The sequence below is a fragment of the Salmonella sp. SAL04202 genome (genome assembly GCF_046550775.1).
In the GTDB taxonomy this organism is placed as follows: Bacteria; Pseudomonadota; Gammaproteobacteria; order Enterobacterales; family Enterobacteriaceae; genus Salmonella; species Salmonella enterica.
This window is the reverse complement of record NZ_JBGDXK010000003.1, coordinates 1-14,168: the sequence shown is the minus strand read 5'-3', so window position 1 is coordinate 14,168 and position 14,168 is coordinate 1. Positions and strand designations below refer to the sequence as shown.

Below are 14,168 nucleotides of genomic sequence, written 5' to 3'. Positions count from 1 at the left end.
GAAGTTTACTTCACTCCACCAGTAATAATTTATAAAGCGGTTGATTCTCTTCAACCAAATCGGCAAGCGTGTAGTTATCCAGCTCCTTGAGAAAACTCTGCACGGCCTTAGAAAGCGCCTGTTTCAGACGACAGGCAGGGGTGATGTGGCAAAATTCGCTGCTACAGTTGACCAGTGATAAGGGTTCCAGCTCACGCACCACATCGCCAATACAAATAGTATTAGCCGGTTTACCCAGGCGGATACCGCCATTTTTTCCCCGAACGGCGGTGACAAAGCCCGCCCGGCTAAGCTGATTGATAATTTTGACCATATGATTACGGGACACGCCGTAGACTTCTGTCACCTCAGAAATGCTGGTCATTCGTCCATCTGGTAACGACGCCATATAGATTAGCGCACGTAAGCCGTAATCGGTGAAACTCGTTAACTGCACATCAACCTCAGGAAAAGGGAAAACGGGATATAACTTATCTGTATTGATGATAAACCAGCCACCTGTCAGGCTGCTAATTTATTTCGGTTCAGGAAGGAAAAAAGCGGGGAACAATGACGCATTTGAGCCGAAGGATGATGCAAAGCATCTTATCCGGCCAACAAATGCGTACTCATCATAGACCCGGTAAGCGTAGCGTTACCGGGCATCATCCATCAATTACGCGTCGAACGGATCGCGCAGAATCATCGTCTCAGTACGATCGGGGCCGGTAGAAATAATATCAATCGGCACGCCGGTCAGTTCTTCAATACGCTTGATGTAGTTCAGTGCCGCCTGCGGCAGACCGCTACGATCTTTCACGCCGAAGGTGGATTCAGACCAGCCCGGCATGGTTTCGTAAATCGGCTCTACACCTTTCCAGTCGTCAGCTGCCAGCGGAGTGGTAGTCACTTCGCGACCATCCGGCATACGGTAAGCCACGCAGAGTTTCACCTCTTTCAGGCCATCCAGCACGTCCAGTTTGGTCAGGCAGAAGCCAGACAGGGAGTTTAGCTGTACCGCACGACGAACGGCAACGGTGTCCAGCCAGCCGGTACGACGACGACGGCCGGTAGTGGCGCCGTATTCGTTACCCTGCTTGCAGAGGAACTCGCCGGTTTCATCAAACAGTTCGGTTGGGAACGGACCTGCACCTACACGAGTGGAGTAAGCTTTGAGGATACCCAGAACGTAATCAACATAACGCGGGCCCAGGCCGGAACCGGTCGCCACGCCACCTGCTGTGGTGTTAGAAGAAGTTACGTACGGATAAGTACCGTGGTCGATATCCAGCAGGGTACCCTGCGCACCTTCAAACATGACGAAATCGCCACGCTGACGCGCCTGGTCGAGCAGGTCTGAAACGTCAACAACCATAGAAGTCAGGATGTCGGCAACAGCCATCGTATCATCCAGAACTTTCTGGTAATCAACCGCTTCAACTTTGTAGTAGTTAACCAACTGGAAGTTGTGATATTCCATCACTTCTTTCAGTTTTTCAGCGAAGGTTTCTTTGTCGAAAAGGTCACCAACACGCAGACCGCGACGTGCCACTTTATCTTCATAAGCAGGCCCGATTCCACGACCGGTGGTGCCGATCGCTTTCGCGCCACGCGCTTTCTCACGCGCGTTATCCAGCGCAACGTGATAATCAAGGATCAGCGGACAGGCTTCAGACAGCAGCAGACGCTCACGAACGGGGATGCCACGGTCTTCCAGTTCTTTCATCTCTTTCATCAGCGCGCTCGGAGACAGCACAACACCGTTACCGATGATGCTGGTTACATTCTCGCGAAGAATACCTGATGGAATAAGATGGAGAACGGTTTTTTCACCGTTGATTACGAGAGTATGGCCTGCGTTGTGACCGCCCTGGTAGCGTACAACATATTTAGCCCGTTCAGTCAGAAGATCGACGATCTTTCCTTTACCTTCGTCACCCCATTGGGTGCCCAGTACGACGACGTTGTTACCCATTTTTCAAAATCACCGTTTGCTTAAAAATGGATTCTACCATCGCTTTTTCAGATATACAGCACTTTTTGCACTCAATCTGCGGCAAATCCGACCACTTTTTGCTCAGCCAATCGTTTTCCTCAACATGTAGTAGACCACAACTCCCGCGACCACAAGTCCGCCGCCAAAACGACGTAAAACATTTTCCGGCAGTTGCGCCAGTGCCGAAACCATTTTTTTCCATGCGCCGGGATACAGCATCGGTCCCAGCCCTTCGAGGACTAATACCAGAGCAAGCGCCAACCAGATTGTTGAATTCATTTATCGCCCTTATAAAAGAAAACCACCGGCATCCTTTGGATGCGGTGGTTTTGCTGGTCTAAAACCGCTGACGCTATTTTAGCGTGTCGTCGAACTCGGTGTCTTCATGTAGCGGAAGAAATCGCTGTCCGGGCTCAGTACCATCACGTCCTGATTACCTTCGAAGCTCTTCTCGTAAGCGCGCAGACTACGAATGAACGCGTAGAAATCAGGGTCCTGGCTGAACGCGTCGGCAAACAGCTTCGCGGCTTCAGCATCACCTTCACCACGCATGATACGCCCCTGACGCTCGGCTTCCGCCAGAGTTTTCGTCACCTCATAGTCAGCAGCCGCACGCAGTTTTTCCGCTTCTTCCTGACCTTGTGAGCGATGACGACGCGCGACCGCTTCACGCTCGGCGCGCATACGGTTGTAAATCGCCTCAGAAACCTCGGTCGGCAGGTTGATCTGCTTAATACGCACATCGACCACTTCGATACCCAACGCCGCCATACTGTTCGGGTTGATGACCGGTACTTTACCTTTGGTTTCCGCCGTAACGCGTTCCGCCGCTTCGGCAATCGCGTCATCCGCCGCCGGGGTCGCTACTTCATCATCGGTACCGGCTGAACCGGAGTTCAGCGCGTCGCGCACCTCCAGAGTCAGACGACCACGAGAATCGGTCACGATGTCTTTTACGTCCAGGCGACCAATCTCAGAACGCAAACGGTCCGAGAATTTACGTTTTAACAGCACTTCGGCTTGCGAAATATCGCCGCCGCCGGTCGCCAGATAGTAACGGCTAAAGTCGCTGATACGCCATTTGATGTAGGAGTCGACAATCAGGTCTTTCTTCTCTTTAGTCACAAAGCGATCGGCCTGGTTATCCATCGTCTGGATACGCGCATCAAGCATTTTCACTGATTCAATAAACGGGATCTTAAAGTGCAGACCCGGCGCGTAAACCAGCGGTTTGTTCTCATCGTCACGCAGAACTTTACCAAAACGCAGCGTAATGCCGCGCTCGCCCTCTTTGACCACAAAGACGGACATGTAGAGCACTACCAGCACGATGATGATAATCGCAATAACTGACTTACGCATCGTTATTCCCCCTGACGCTGGTAGTCGTTACGCTGCGCATTCGCGCGGCGTTGGTCCATAATATCGCCCTGATTTGAGGACGACGTGTTGCTTGCTCCGCTGGCGTTAGACTTTGTGGACGGCGGCAGGCGCAGCAGGTTGCTGGCGCTATTGTCGCTCTTTGCCGCCGGCGCATTCCCGCCTTTCAGCATCTGATCTAACGGCAGCACCATTAAATTACCGCTCTTGTCGTTAACCAGTACTTTACGGGTATGGCTCAGCACTTTTTCCATCGTTTCAATATACAGACGCTCGCGTGTAATCTGCGGCGCGGCTTTATATTCCGGCAAAATCTTCGCAAACCGGGCGACTTCACCCTGCGCTTCCAGGATAGTCTGGGTTTTATAGGCGCGTGCCTCTTCCAGAATACGCTGCGCCTGACCGTTGGCGCGCGGCTGAACTTCGTTGGTATACGCTTCCGCTTCACGAATGTACTGCTGCTCGTTTTCACGTGCGGCAATCGCGTCGTCAAAGGCGGCTTTCACCTCTTCCGGCGGACGCGCGGCCTGGAAGTTCACGTCCAGCAGGGTAATCCCCATGTTGTACGGTTTGATAGTCTCTTCCAGCTCGCGTTGGGTATCGCTACGAATAACGGTACGGCCTTCGGTCAGGATGCGATCCATCGTGTATTTGCCAATGACGCCACGCAGCGCGCTGTCGGTGGCCTGACGCAGGCTATCGTCCGGGCTGGTCACGCTAAACAGATATTTCTGCGGATCGGTGACGCGGTATTGCACGTTCATTTCAACGCGCACGACGTTTTCATCAGACGTCAGCATCACGCCTGACGCCGCCAGTTCGCGCACCGCTTCGACGTTCACCGGCGTAACGTCGTCAATAAATGTCGGCTTCCAGTTCAGACCTGGCTCTACCAGATGGCTGAATTTACCAAAACGCGTCACAACGCCGCGCTCGGCTTCTTTAATGGTATAAAAACCGCTGGCCGCCCAGATAATGACTACTGCCGCCGCGGCGATGGCGACAATACGGCCTCCCAGTTGCGGACGCGGGCCTTGCGATGAGCTACCGCCGCCGGAACCGGTGCCTTTACCGCCCCCAAAACCACCGAGTTTTTTACTCAGCTTACGGAAGATATCATCCAGATCGGGAGGTCCCTGATCGCGGCCACCTTTGTTTCCATTTCCCCCAGAGTTGCTGCCAGGTTTGCTGCTTCCCCACGGGTCGCGGTCCTGTCCGTTATTACCGGGCTGATTCCACGCCATGTTTGTGCTCCATATTTGTTATGCGGTGATCCCCGTTGTCTTTCGACCTCAGAGGATAAGGCGAAATTACTCCATGCTTCAGACGAACCGCCGTTACAGACATCATCTTTCAGGCTGCGTCCTGAGTGGCGGCTTTTTTACCCCAGGTCACTTCGTTGTGAGCTCCTGAAATTCTCTCAGCTACCGCTTCAATACGACCTGAATGACTTCGCGTCTAGATCACGTATTCGATCAACGCCGGTTCTTGTTTACAGAGGCGACGCCAGTCGACAATCGGCATTCGTACCTGCAGACTGACGCTACCGTCTTCCTCCATCCACTCTTTTTCTATTGCCTGAAGCTGATAAAACCGGCTTCTCAGACGCCCTTCCTGCGGCGGCAAACGCAGCGTATGCTGCGCCACCTCGCCGGAAAGACTCTCCGTCAAAGCCTGAAAAAGCTGTGGTATCCCCACGCCGCTTTGCGCTGAAAGCCAAACGCGGATGGGTTTATTCTCTTCATCTCTGTCGATACGCGGTTCAAAGTCGTCCAGCATATCGATTTTGTTCATCACCATTAAGGTGGGGATTTCGTGAGCGTCAATCTCTTCGAGAACGGTGTTTACCGCCTCGATGTTTTCCTGCACACGAACATCCGCCGCATCGACCACATGCAGCAGCAGCGTCGCCTGACGCGTCTCCTGCAGGGTAGCTTTAAAGGCAGCCACCAGATCATGCGGTAAATGGCGGATAAAGCCTACCGTATCCGCCAGAACGGTTTCACCGACATCCGCTACATCAATACGACGTAAGGTCGGGTCCAGCGTCGCAAATAGCTGATCTGCCGCATAGACCCGCGCTTCAGTGATCTGATTAAAAAGGGTGGATTTTCCGGCGTTGGTATAGCCCACCAGCGATACCGTCGGAACGTCGGCCTTGATGCGCGACTGCCGCCCCTGCTCACGTTGCTTCTCAACTTTCTCCAGGCGCGACTGAATCTGCACAATGCGATTACGCAGTAAACGACGGTCGGTTTCGAGCTGGGTTTCACCCGGACCGCGCAAACCAATCCCGCCTTTCTGACGTTCAAGGTGGGTCCAGCCACGCACCAGACGCGTAGCCAGATGGCGTAGCTGCGCCAGCTCAACCTGCAACTTACCTTCATGGGTACGCGCACGTTGGGCAAAAATATCTAAGATAAGACCGGTGCGATCGATAACCCGGCACTCGCACAAACGCTCCAGGTTTCGCTCCTGGGCTGGACTCAATGCATGATCAAACAATACGACCGCTGCGCCAGTCGCTTTCACGGCTTCCGCAATTTCAACTGCCTTACCTTCACCTACAAAGTACTTCGGGTGCGGTGCTTTACGGCTACCGGTAATCACCTGCATTGCTTCGACACCGGCGGAAGAGACCAGAGATTCAAACTCCTGGAGGTCTTCCATATCTTTGTCTTGCGAAAAATAGATGTGTACCAGTACCGCCTGCTCACCGGCATCATAACGGTCAAACAAGCGTAAACCCTCTTAATAACCAGCGGGGGCGATTATCCGACGCCCCCGACATGGATAAACAGCGCGTGAACTTATTCAGTCTCTTCGCTGTCCTGTTGCGCAGTAGAACCCTGCGCGTTGCTACCGTGATGGTAGTTATTGCTGGCGCCGCCACCGGCATTGTTGCTGTGATGGGAAACCGGGCGAGACGGGACAACAGTAGAAATCGCGTGCTTATAAACCATCTGGCTGACCGTGTTCTTCAACAGGATCACGAACTGATCAAAGGACTCGATTTGACCTTGCAGCTTAATACCATTCACCAAATAAATAGAAACTGGAACACGTTCCCGACGCAATGCGTTCAGGAACGGATCTTGTAAAGATTGCCCCTTAGCCATTCTCTTTTCCTTATATGCTTATTTGTACTTTGAACCTTTCGATTCTGAAAAATTGCGCACGATACGTCTCAATTGTACACATTCAGTCTGCGATAGCACCAACAACCTGTAATACTTCTTTTCGCGCCCGATCGGGATTCTCACTGTCAAGCCAGCGCACCCCTTCCCAACCGCGCAACCAGGTCATCTGGCGCTTCGCCAACTGTCTCGTGGCGCAAACACCTCTATAAACCATTTCATCATATGAGATTTCGCCCTCAATGTATGACCACATCTGGCGGTATCCCACACAACGGATGGAAGGCAAGTCCGTATGCAAATCTCCTCGGGCAAAAAGCGCCCGGACTTCTGCTTCAAAACCTGAAGCCAACATCTGATGAAAACGCAGTTCAATGCGCTGATGGAGCAGTTCACGGCTCGCCGGGGCGATAGCGAACTGATGCACCTGGTACGGTAGCGCGTCTCCTGACGTTTGCGTTAGCTCCGTTAAAGTTTTACCCGAAATGAAAAAAACTTCCAGTGCCCGGGAAAGTCTTTGCGGATCATTTGGATGAATTCGCGCGGCGGCAACCGGATCTATCTCCTGAAGTTGCTGATGCAACGCCTCCCATCCAAGCTCCGCTGCTTGCTGCTCTATCCGGGATCTGACTTCCGGATCTGCTGAAGGCAGCGGCGATAACCCTTCCAGCAATGCCTTAAAATACAGCATGGTACCGCCCACTAACAGCGGGATACGCCCCGCAGCGGTGATCTCCGCCATTTGCTCTAACGCGTCGCGGCGAAAATCCGCCGCCGAATACGCCTGCGACGGGTCGCGTATATCCAGCAGTCGATGCGGCGCCGCTTTCAGCTCATCGGCATTCGGCTTAGCCGTGCCAATATCCATTCCCCGATAAATGAGGGCGGAATCAACGCTTATCAACTCTACTGGCAAAACTTTACGCAGTTCTATCGCCAGCGCCGTTTTGCCGGAGGCCGTCGGCCCCATCAAAAATATCGCCTTAGGCAGGCTCGCCTTGCTTACATCATTCATGCTTCAGGGCGTTCATCGCCGAATGTAAATCAACAGGTTGTAACAGGCCACCCGGCGGCGCTTTTACCAGCTGCGGACATAGCCGCTCAACATCCGCCAGCAGCGATATGGCCTGCGCCATCGACCACTGCGGATGTTCGCTCTGCACATTACGCGCTATCCATTGTGCAATATTGACCGTTGCAAATGTGGTCTGTTGCGCCAGGTAGCCTATCAGTTCAGGAATCAAGATTTGTAAATTTTGTTGTCGTAAGGGTAAAGGCACTGCCCGAATGGTCACATGCTGCGCATCTGACTGAAATTCAATACCCAATTCTCCCAACAAAGATTGGGCTTTTTGCAGCGCGGCTTTTTCATCGGCGCTCACTTTTAAACGCAGCGGAATCAGCAACGGCTGCGCGCAAACCGGACTTTGACCCGGTGTAAGCTGCGCCTGACGCAGCCAACGCTCCGCAACCGGCAGCGACAAGAGCTGGATAGTCCCCGCGTGTTCCAGCAACGCACAGTCACCGCCGACTATCGTCAGTACGCGACCAAAACTCTGGCTATGTCCGTCAAGCGCAGGCGCAACCGGCTCCGGCGCGGGGCTCGTCGCCGGCGTCTGTAAAAGCGCGCGATAAACCTCGCCCTGCTGCTTCTGATAACCTGGCTGAGCGTGCGGCCAACCACCCGCGGACTGACGCCCGCCGTTGCCGCCCGATGCGCCGCCGGAATAACGCGGTGTCGCGGGCTCGCGCGCCGCAGTTGGCTCGGCGGGTACAGCAAAATGGTTGCGCCCGGCGGCGATACGGTTTTCCGGGACATGCCGCGGCGCTGGCGCAATCTCCTCCAACGGCAGCGTCGTTTCCGTCTGCTGTTGCAGGACGCTCAGCACCCCTTGATAGATGAAGTCGTGCACCAGCCGGGATTGATGAAAACGCACTTCGTGCTTGGCGGGATGAACATTGACATCCACCTGATGCGGGTCAATCTCCAGATACAGCACAAACGCAGGCTGTTGGTCCGCGCCCAGTTTATCTTCACAGGCCTGGCGAATGGCATGGTTGATCAAGCGGTCGCGCATCATGCGGCCATTCACATAACAGTACTGGATCTCCGTTAACGCCGTGGTGGTGTGATTCGGATCGGCGACCCAGCCGCGCAGGGTCAGATCGCCATGCTGCCACTCGATCGCCAGTGCCTGTTCGAGAAACGGCGTCCCGCAGATGGCGCCTAACCGGCGCTCTTTTTGCCCGTCCTTTGCGACAGCGCGATACTGCCGTACCAATTTGCCGTTGTGCGACAGGTTAAGCGTGACGTCAAAACGGGCCAATGCAATACGACGGATGATCTCATCGATGTGATTAAATTCCGTTTTTTCGGTACGCATGAATTTGCGCCGGGCGGGCGTATTATAAAAGAGATCCAGAACTTCCAGGGTGGTGCCGACCGGGTGCGCGGCGGGTTTTACCGTCACGTCCATGTCGCGCCCTTCCGCATACGCCTGCCAGGCTTCCGCCTGCTCCGCCGTGCGCGACGTTAGCGTCAAACGCGAGACCGAACTGATACTGGCCAGCGCTTCGCCGCGAAATCCCAGACTGATAATCGCTTCCAGATCGTCAAGCGAGGCGATTTTACTGGTGGCATGACGGGCCAGCGCCAGCGCCAGCTCCTCTTTTTTAATGCCGCAGCCATTGTCGCGAATACGAATAAGCTTCGCGCCGCCACGCTCGATGTCGATATCAACGCGGGTGGCGCCTGCATCCAGACTATTCTCTACCAGCTCTTTAACAACCGACGCAGGGCGTTCCACCACTTCGCCAGCGGCGATTTGGTTCGCAAGCTGCGGCGGCAGAACCTGAATCGGCATGAAATCTCCTTAATTCGCGGCGGTTATGGCGCCAGGCTGGTTGGTACTGGCCGTCTGGCCTGGGCCGCCCTGCGGCGCAGACTGGATCGGATGCGCTGCAAAGTACTTACGCAACCCCCGGTATATAGCGTCAGCAATCTGCTGCTGATAGCGGTCGCTCGCCAGCAATCGCTCTTCGCCGTGATTACTGATAAAGCCCGTCTCCACCAAAATGGACGGGATATCCGGCGAACGCAACACGCCCAGGCTCGCGTGTTCCGGGCGACGTTTATGCAGCGCCCCCACGCCGTCGAGTTGGCTTAGCACGTTCGTCGCCACATCATACCCTACCCGCTGCGAATGACCGAATTGCAAATCCAGTACCGCCTGGCTCAGGTAAGGGTCTGACTGACTGTTCGCCAGCACATCGCCAGCGCCGCCTAACAGTTCGGATTGCTTCTCATGCTGCTCAAGCCAGTTTGCCATTTCGCTGTTCGCGCGACGATTGGACAATACCCAGACGGAGGCGCCGGTGGCGTCGCGATTTGGCGCGGCATCCGCATGAATAGAGACAAGGAAGTTGGCGTTTTGCTTACGCGCCACATCAGACCGCCCCATCACCGAAATAAAATAGTCGCCGTCACGCGTCAGCACGCCTTTAAACATCGGATCGTTATTCAGCAATGTGCGTAACTTACGCGCGATGGCGATGGTGACATTTTTCTCGCGCGTACCGCCCGGGCCTATCGCGCCGGGGTCCTGGCCTCCATGTCCGGCATCAATAGCAATCACCACTTTATCGCCAGCGCCTGCCGACGCGCGCGCCGCAGGCCGCGTAACGGTATTGCTGCTGGTTATGCCGGTCAGGCGATCATCAGAAGATTTAAACGGATTACGGGCAGGCTCCGTCGGGCGGGGCGCGCTTTCAACCCGTTTCGCGACGACAGGCGGTGGTGGTGGCGGCGGAACATCGGCATTAATGGTGAAAATGACCGTATAGTTGCCGCCGTTTTGCCGCTTCACCGCCTCGGTTTTACCATTTTCCGTCAGATCGACAAGCAACCGTAAAGATTGCGCATCTTTCGGCGTTCCGGCACGGATCGTTTTCACCAGATTGTTACCGCTAAACTGAAGCGGCAGCCCCTGAATCACGCCGGTCTGCCTGATATCCAGCGCCACGGTACGTTTACCGTCCTGTGAGTAAGCATATTCCGGCTCGCCGATAAAACTCAGCGTAATGCGCGCCTGCTGCTCGCCGTTGGACACCTGAATATCAGAGAGACTGGCGGCGCCCGCGTGCGCGCACAGCAGGATTAAGGCTGCTATTACGGCATTTTTGATGCGATAAATCATCCCGCCACCTTTATAGCTAATCGGCTAAACGCGCCAGTAACGAATGACCCGATGAGGATACCGCGCTTACGCGAGCCTCACGCCCCTGCGCCTGGTAATCAATATGGATTTCGACGTCCGGATCGGGGAGAACGCCTTTACCTTGTTGCGGCCACTCCACCAGACAAATGGCGTCGTTGGCGAAATAATCGCGAATGCCCATAAACTCCAGCTCCTCCGGGTCCGCAAGACGGTATAAGTCGAAGTGATATACCATCATGTTATCAAGCGTATAAGGCTCTACCAGCGTATAGGTGGGGCTTTTTACATTACCGTTATGGCCTAACGCCTGTAAAAATCCCCGGCTAAACGTCGTTTTACCGGCACCTAAATCGCCATACAGATAAATAACGGTCGCGCCATTGCAGGCGTTGGCTACCCGTTGCCCCAGGTCTAGCGTCGCCTGTTCGTCAGGTAGCGGAATTACTCGATTCATCATGGTTTACGTCAATCACATCAGGGTTAACAATACGCCGCAGCGTAGTAAAAAGATCGGTCGCCAACATGCCGCGAGCGCCATAACGCGCTGCCAGTAAGTCCGCCGCCGCGCCGTGAGCCACACATCCCACACATGCCGCATCATACGGGGTAAACTTCTGTCCGAGCAATGCGCCGATGATGCCGGACAGGACATCGCCCATCCCGCCGCTCGCCATCCCCGCATTACCAGCGTCAATGATAGCCAGAGGGTGGTGTTCAGCGGCGATAATCGTTCCTGCGCCTTTTAACACGACCACGCCTCCGTACCGTTTTACCAGACGCTGTGCTGAAAGTAAGCGATCACTTTCAATTTCTGCCACAGAACATCCTAACAGGCGGGCAGCTTCTCCCGGATGCGGCGTAATCACGCGATTGTGACGTTTATCAGGATTGATTGCCAGTAGGTTCAACGCATCCGCATCCCACAGCATAGGTTTACGGACGTTTTCTACTTTCTGTAAGGCTTTTTTGCCCCATTCCTGCTGCCCAAGCCCCGGGCCGATCACCACAACGTCAGCCCAGGTCAGGCTCTCTTCCAGCGACTGAGGCGTGAGTTCATGTACCATCAGTTCCGGGCGGGCCGTCAGCAACGGCGCGATGTTTTCACCGCGAGTCAGTACTCTGACCAACCCAGCCCCCGTACGCAGCGCCGCCTCGCCAGCCATCCGAATTGCGCCCGCTGTTCCCTGGTCGCCGCCGATAATCGCCAGACGACCATGATCGCCCTTATGCGAGGTCGGTCGACGCGGCGTTAACCATTGCCCCAACTGCGTCGCGTCAAAACGCCGGAGCGGCGGCGTCTGGCTTGCCAGCCAGCCTTCCAGTCCCAACGCGTCATAATGCAGTATGCCAGTAACGTCACGCGCTTTGCCGGTCAGCAGGCCTGGTTTCAGGGCGATAAACGTGACCGTATGCGCGGCGCTTATCACCGCGCCAGGCGTGGCGCCCGTTTGCGCCAGCAGGCCTGACGGGATATCGACGGCGACAACCGGCGCAGGATGGGCGTTCGCCTGTTCAATCAGACCGGCTACCGGGTCGCGCGGTGCCTGGGCTATACCGGTGCCAAGCAGCGCGTCGATAATTAGATCCGTCGCTTCCGGCCAGATAATATCGGCAGCATGGATAATGCCGCCAGCATTCAGCCAGGCATCGCGCGCCTGCGCCGCTTCTTCAGGCAACGGTTTGTCGCTCTCCTGCGCCAGCAACGTTACGCTAATGCCCGCCGCTTGCGCTAGTCGCGCCACGACGTAACCATCGCCGCCGTTGTTGCCATGACCACACAACACCAGCCAGTGTCGGGTGTCAGGATAACTGTCACGGGCTACCCGAAATGCCGCGTCGCCAGCGCGCAGCATCAATTCATAGAGTGTGAGTCCAAAGGCATCCGCCGCATCGCGTTCCAGCCGTTTGATGTCATCGGCGGGCCAAATGGAGTGTGGTATACTTACAGGGTTTTTCTTCATGTTATGGTCCATCATGTCAAAGCCCCTCGATCTCAATCAGTTAGCGCAAAATATTAAGCAGTGGGGGGTGGAGCTGGGCTTTCAGCAGGTCGGTATTACTGATACCGATCTGCGCGCATCCGAACCTGCGTTGCAGGCGTGGCTGGACAAACAATACCACGGCGAGATGGCATGGATGGCGCGCCACGGTATGATGCGCGCCCGGCCTCATGAACTCTTACCCGGTACGCTACGTGTCATCAGCGTGCGCATGAACTATTTGCCCGCCAACGCCGCGTTTGCCAGTACGTTGAAGGATCCCACGCTGGGCTACGTTAGCCGATATGCGCTGGGGCGTGATTATCACAAGCTGTTACGCAGCCGCCTTAAAAAACTGGGCGAGCAGATCCAGCAGTACTGCGGTTCGCTGAATTTTAGACCGTTTGTCGACTCTGCGCCTATTCTTGAACGCCCATTAGCGGAAAAAGCCGGACTTGGCTGGACGGGTAAGCACTCACTTATCCTTAATCGGGAGGCAGGCTCATTCTTTTTCCTGGGGGAACTGCTGATTGATTTACCGCTGCCGGTCGACCAGCCGGTCGAAGAAGGTTGCGGCAAATGCGTCGCCTGTATGACCATTTGCCCGACCGGGGCGATTGTCGAACCGTATACGGTGGACGCGCGGCGCTGTATTTCTTATCTCACCATTGAGCTGGAAGGCGCTATTCCTGAAGCATTTCGCCCACTGATAGGCAACCGTATTTACGGCTGCGATGACTGCCAGCTTATCTGTCCGTGGAATCGTTACTCTCAGTTGACCGACGAAGCAGATTTTAGCCCACGCAAGGCGCTGCATAACCCAGATTTGGTTGAGTTGTTTAGCTGGAGCGAAGCGCAGTTTCTGAAAGTCACTGAAGGTTCTGCGATTCGGCGCATTGGTCATTTACGCTGGCTGCGCAATGTTGCCGTCGCGCTGGGGAATGCGCCGTGGAGTAATGCCGTCATTACGGCGCTGGAAAGCCGCAAGGGTGAGCATCCACTTCTCGATGAGCATATCGAATGGGCGATTGCGCAACAAATTGAAAAGCGCAACGCCTGCATCATTGAAGTGCAGCTACCGAAAAAACAGCGTCTGGTCAGGGTGATTGAAAAAGGGCTGGTGCGCGATGCCTGAATTATTCACAGGCTGTGTATAAAAATAAAAACACATTGCGATTCAAGAGGGAAAAAAGGAACAGACAATAACGCTAACGTTTTGAAATCTTATTTTTTCTATATTTTTCAGTAAATTATAGAAATTCTACGCGTCAGGTATAATTTTTTGCATTCCAGGAGTAATGGGCCGCCCTGTGGATAAGTCTGTTTACAAGGATCTGACGAAAGCGGAACAAAACGTGCCCCAACGCGATATTCGTTGTGGATAATTTTACTGCAGATAAGAATTGGAGCGGGAAACGAGACTCGAACTCGCGACCCCGACCTTGGCAAGGTCGTGCTCTACCAACTGAGCTATTCCCGC

Annotated in this window: 13 protein-coding genes and 1 tRNA gene; 1 reads left to right on the top strand and 13 read right to left on the bottom strand. The window is 54.7% G+C overall.

Going from position 1 to position 14,168, the window contains the following annotated elements:
* Positions 1-10 precede the first annotated feature (10 nt).
* From nsrR to nnr, 12 genes are all read right to left on the bottom strand, one after another.
* A complete protein-coding gene (gene nsrR, locus ACLJQJ_RS13810; protein WP_001177632.1) occupies positions 11-436 on the bottom strand; it encodes a nitric oxide-sensing transcriptional repressor NsrR in 426 nt (141 codons plus the stop codon).
* 219 nt (positions 437-655) lie between these two features.
* Positions 656-1,954: an adenylosuccinate synthase gene (gene purA, locus ACLJQJ_RS13805; RefSeq protein WP_000527976.1), complete on the bottom strand. Its 1,299-nt coding sequence runs from the start codon at positions 1,952-1,954 to the stop codon at positions 656-658.
* Between the two features lie 102 nt (positions 1,955-2,056).
* On the bottom strand, positions 2,057-2,254 hold the full coding sequence (locus tag ACLJQJ_RS13800; protein WP_001089290.1) for a DUF2065 domain-containing protein: 198 nt from the start codon (positions 2,252-2,254) through the stop codon (positions 2,057-2,059).
* A gap of 78 nt (positions 2,255-2,332) precedes the next feature.
* Positions 2,333-3,337 (bottom strand): protease modulator HflC, encoded by a 1,005-nt coding sequence (gene hflC / locus ACLJQJ_RS13795; RefSeq protein WP_001232417.1) that lies wholly within the window; start codon positions 3,335-3,337, stop codon positions 2,333-2,335.
* Positions 3,338-3,339: 2 nt separating this feature from the next.
* A complete protein-coding gene (hflK, locus tag ACLJQJ_RS13790; protein WP_000312505.1) occupies positions 3,340-4,599 on the bottom strand; it encodes an FtsH protease activity modulator HflK in 1,260 nt (419 codons plus the stop codon).
* 214 nt (positions 4,600-4,813) lie between these two features.
* Positions 4,814-6,094 (bottom strand): ribosome rescue GTPase HflX, encoded by a 1,281-nt coding sequence (gene hflX, locus ACLJQJ_RS13785; RefSeq protein WP_063809002.1) that lies wholly within the window; start codon positions 6,092-6,094, stop codon positions 4,814-4,816.
* A gap of 71 nt (positions 6,095-6,165) precedes the next feature.
* Positions 6,166-6,474, bottom strand: a complete 309-nt coding sequence (hfq, locus tag ACLJQJ_RS13780; RefSeq protein WP_001051875.1) for an RNA chaperone Hfq — start codon at positions 6,472-6,474, stop codon at positions 6,166-6,168.
* A gap of 82 nt (positions 6,475-6,556) precedes the next feature.
* Entirely contained in the window at positions 6,557-7,507 is a 951-nt protein-coding gene (gene miaA, locus ACLJQJ_RS13775; RefSeq protein WP_001000737.1) for a tRNA (adenosine(37)-N6)-dimethylallyltransferase MiaA, read from the bottom strand.
* The gene (mutL, locus tag ACLJQJ_RS13770) at positions 7,500-9,356 is read right to left on the bottom strand and encodes a DNA mismatch repair endonuclease MutL (protein WP_001122550.1); all 1,857 of its coding nucleotides are present in this window, start codon (positions 9,354-9,356) and stop codon (positions 7,500-7,502) included. Before mutL ends, miaA begins: the two co-directional genes overlap by 8 nt.
* A gap of 9 nt (positions 9,357-9,365) precedes the next feature.
* Positions 9,366-10,688, bottom strand: coding sequence for an N-acetylmuramoyl-L-alanine amidase AmiB (gene amiB / locus ACLJQJ_RS13765; RefSeq protein ID WP_063809003.1), 1,323 nt, complete (start codon positions 10,686-10,688; stop codon positions 9,366-9,368).
* A gap of 16 nt (positions 10,689-10,704) precedes the next feature.
* Positions 10,705-11,166 (bottom strand): tRNA (adenosine(37)-N6)-threonylcarbamoyltransferase complex ATPase subunit type 1 TsaE, encoded by a 462-nt coding sequence (gene tsaE / locus ACLJQJ_RS13760; protein WP_061423923.1) that lies wholly within the window; start codon positions 11,164-11,166, stop codon positions 10,705-10,707.
* Complete coding sequence (gene nnr, locus ACLJQJ_RS13755; protein ID WP_000968675.1) at positions 11,138-12,685, bottom strand: bifunctional ADP-dependent NAD(P)H-hydrate dehydratase/NAD(P)H-hydrate epimerase; 1,548 nt, start codon at positions 12,683-12,685, stop codon at positions 11,138-11,140. The genes tsaE and nnr overlap by 29 nt, the downstream gene beginning before the upstream one ends.
* Here nnr and queG point away from each other — a divergent pair.
* Positions 12,684-13,823 carry a tRNA epoxyqueuosine(34) reductase QueG gene (gene queG, locus ACLJQJ_RS13750; RefSeq protein WP_063809004.1) on the top strand — a complete coding sequence of 380 codons (1,140 nt, stop codon included), beginning with the start codon at positions 12,684-12,686 and terminating at the stop codon, positions 13,821-13,823. The two genes, nnr and queG, sit on opposite strands and share 2 nt — an antisense overlap.
* A gap of 269 nt (positions 13,824-14,092) precedes the next feature.
* On the opposite strand, the gene ACLJQJ_RS13745 is transcribed toward queG, so the two are convergent.
* A tRNA-Gly gene (locus tag ACLJQJ_RS13745) sits at positions 14,093-14,168 on the bottom strand.

Coding starts and splice junctions, on each gene's coding strand:
- tsaE (WP_061423923.1), bottom strand. CDS start 11,166: ATGATGAATCGAGTAATTCCGCTACCTGACGAACAGGCGACGCTAGAC.
- ACLJQJ_RS13800 (WP_001089290.1), bottom strand. CDS start 2,254: ATGAATTCAACAATCTGGTTGGCGCTTGCTCTGGTATTAGTCCTCGAA.
- queG (WP_063809004.1), top strand. CDS start 12,684: ATGTCAAAGCCCCTCGATCTCAATCAGTTAGCGCAAAATATTAAGCAG.
- purA (WP_000527976.1), bottom strand. CDS start 1,954: ATGGGTAACAACGTCGTCGTACTGGGCACCCAATGGGGTGACGAAGGT.
- hflC (WP_001232417.1), bottom strand. CDS start 3,337: ATGCGTAAGTCAGTTATTGCGATTATCATCATCGTGCTGGTAGTGCTC.
- miaA (WP_001000737.1), bottom strand. CDS start 7,507: ATGAATGATGTAAGCAAGGCGAGCCTGCCTAAGGCGATATTTTTGATG.
- hflK (WP_000312505.1), bottom strand. CDS start 4,599: ATGGCGTGGAATCAGCCCGGTAATAACGGACAGGACCGCGACCCGTGG.
- amiB (WP_063809003.1), bottom strand. CDS start 10,688: ATGATTTATCGCATCAAAAATGCCGTAATAGCAGCCTTAATCCTGCTG.
- nnr (WP_000968675.1), bottom strand. CDS start 12,685: ATGATGGACCATAACATGAAGAAAAACCCTGTAAGTATACCACACTCC.
- mutL (WP_001122550.1), bottom strand. CDS start 9,356: ATGCCGATTCAGGTTCTGCCGCCGCAGCTTGCGAACCAAATCGCCGCT.
- hfq (WP_001051875.1), bottom strand. CDS start 6,474: ATGGCTAAGGGGCAATCTTTACAAGATCCGTTCCTGAACGCATTGCGT.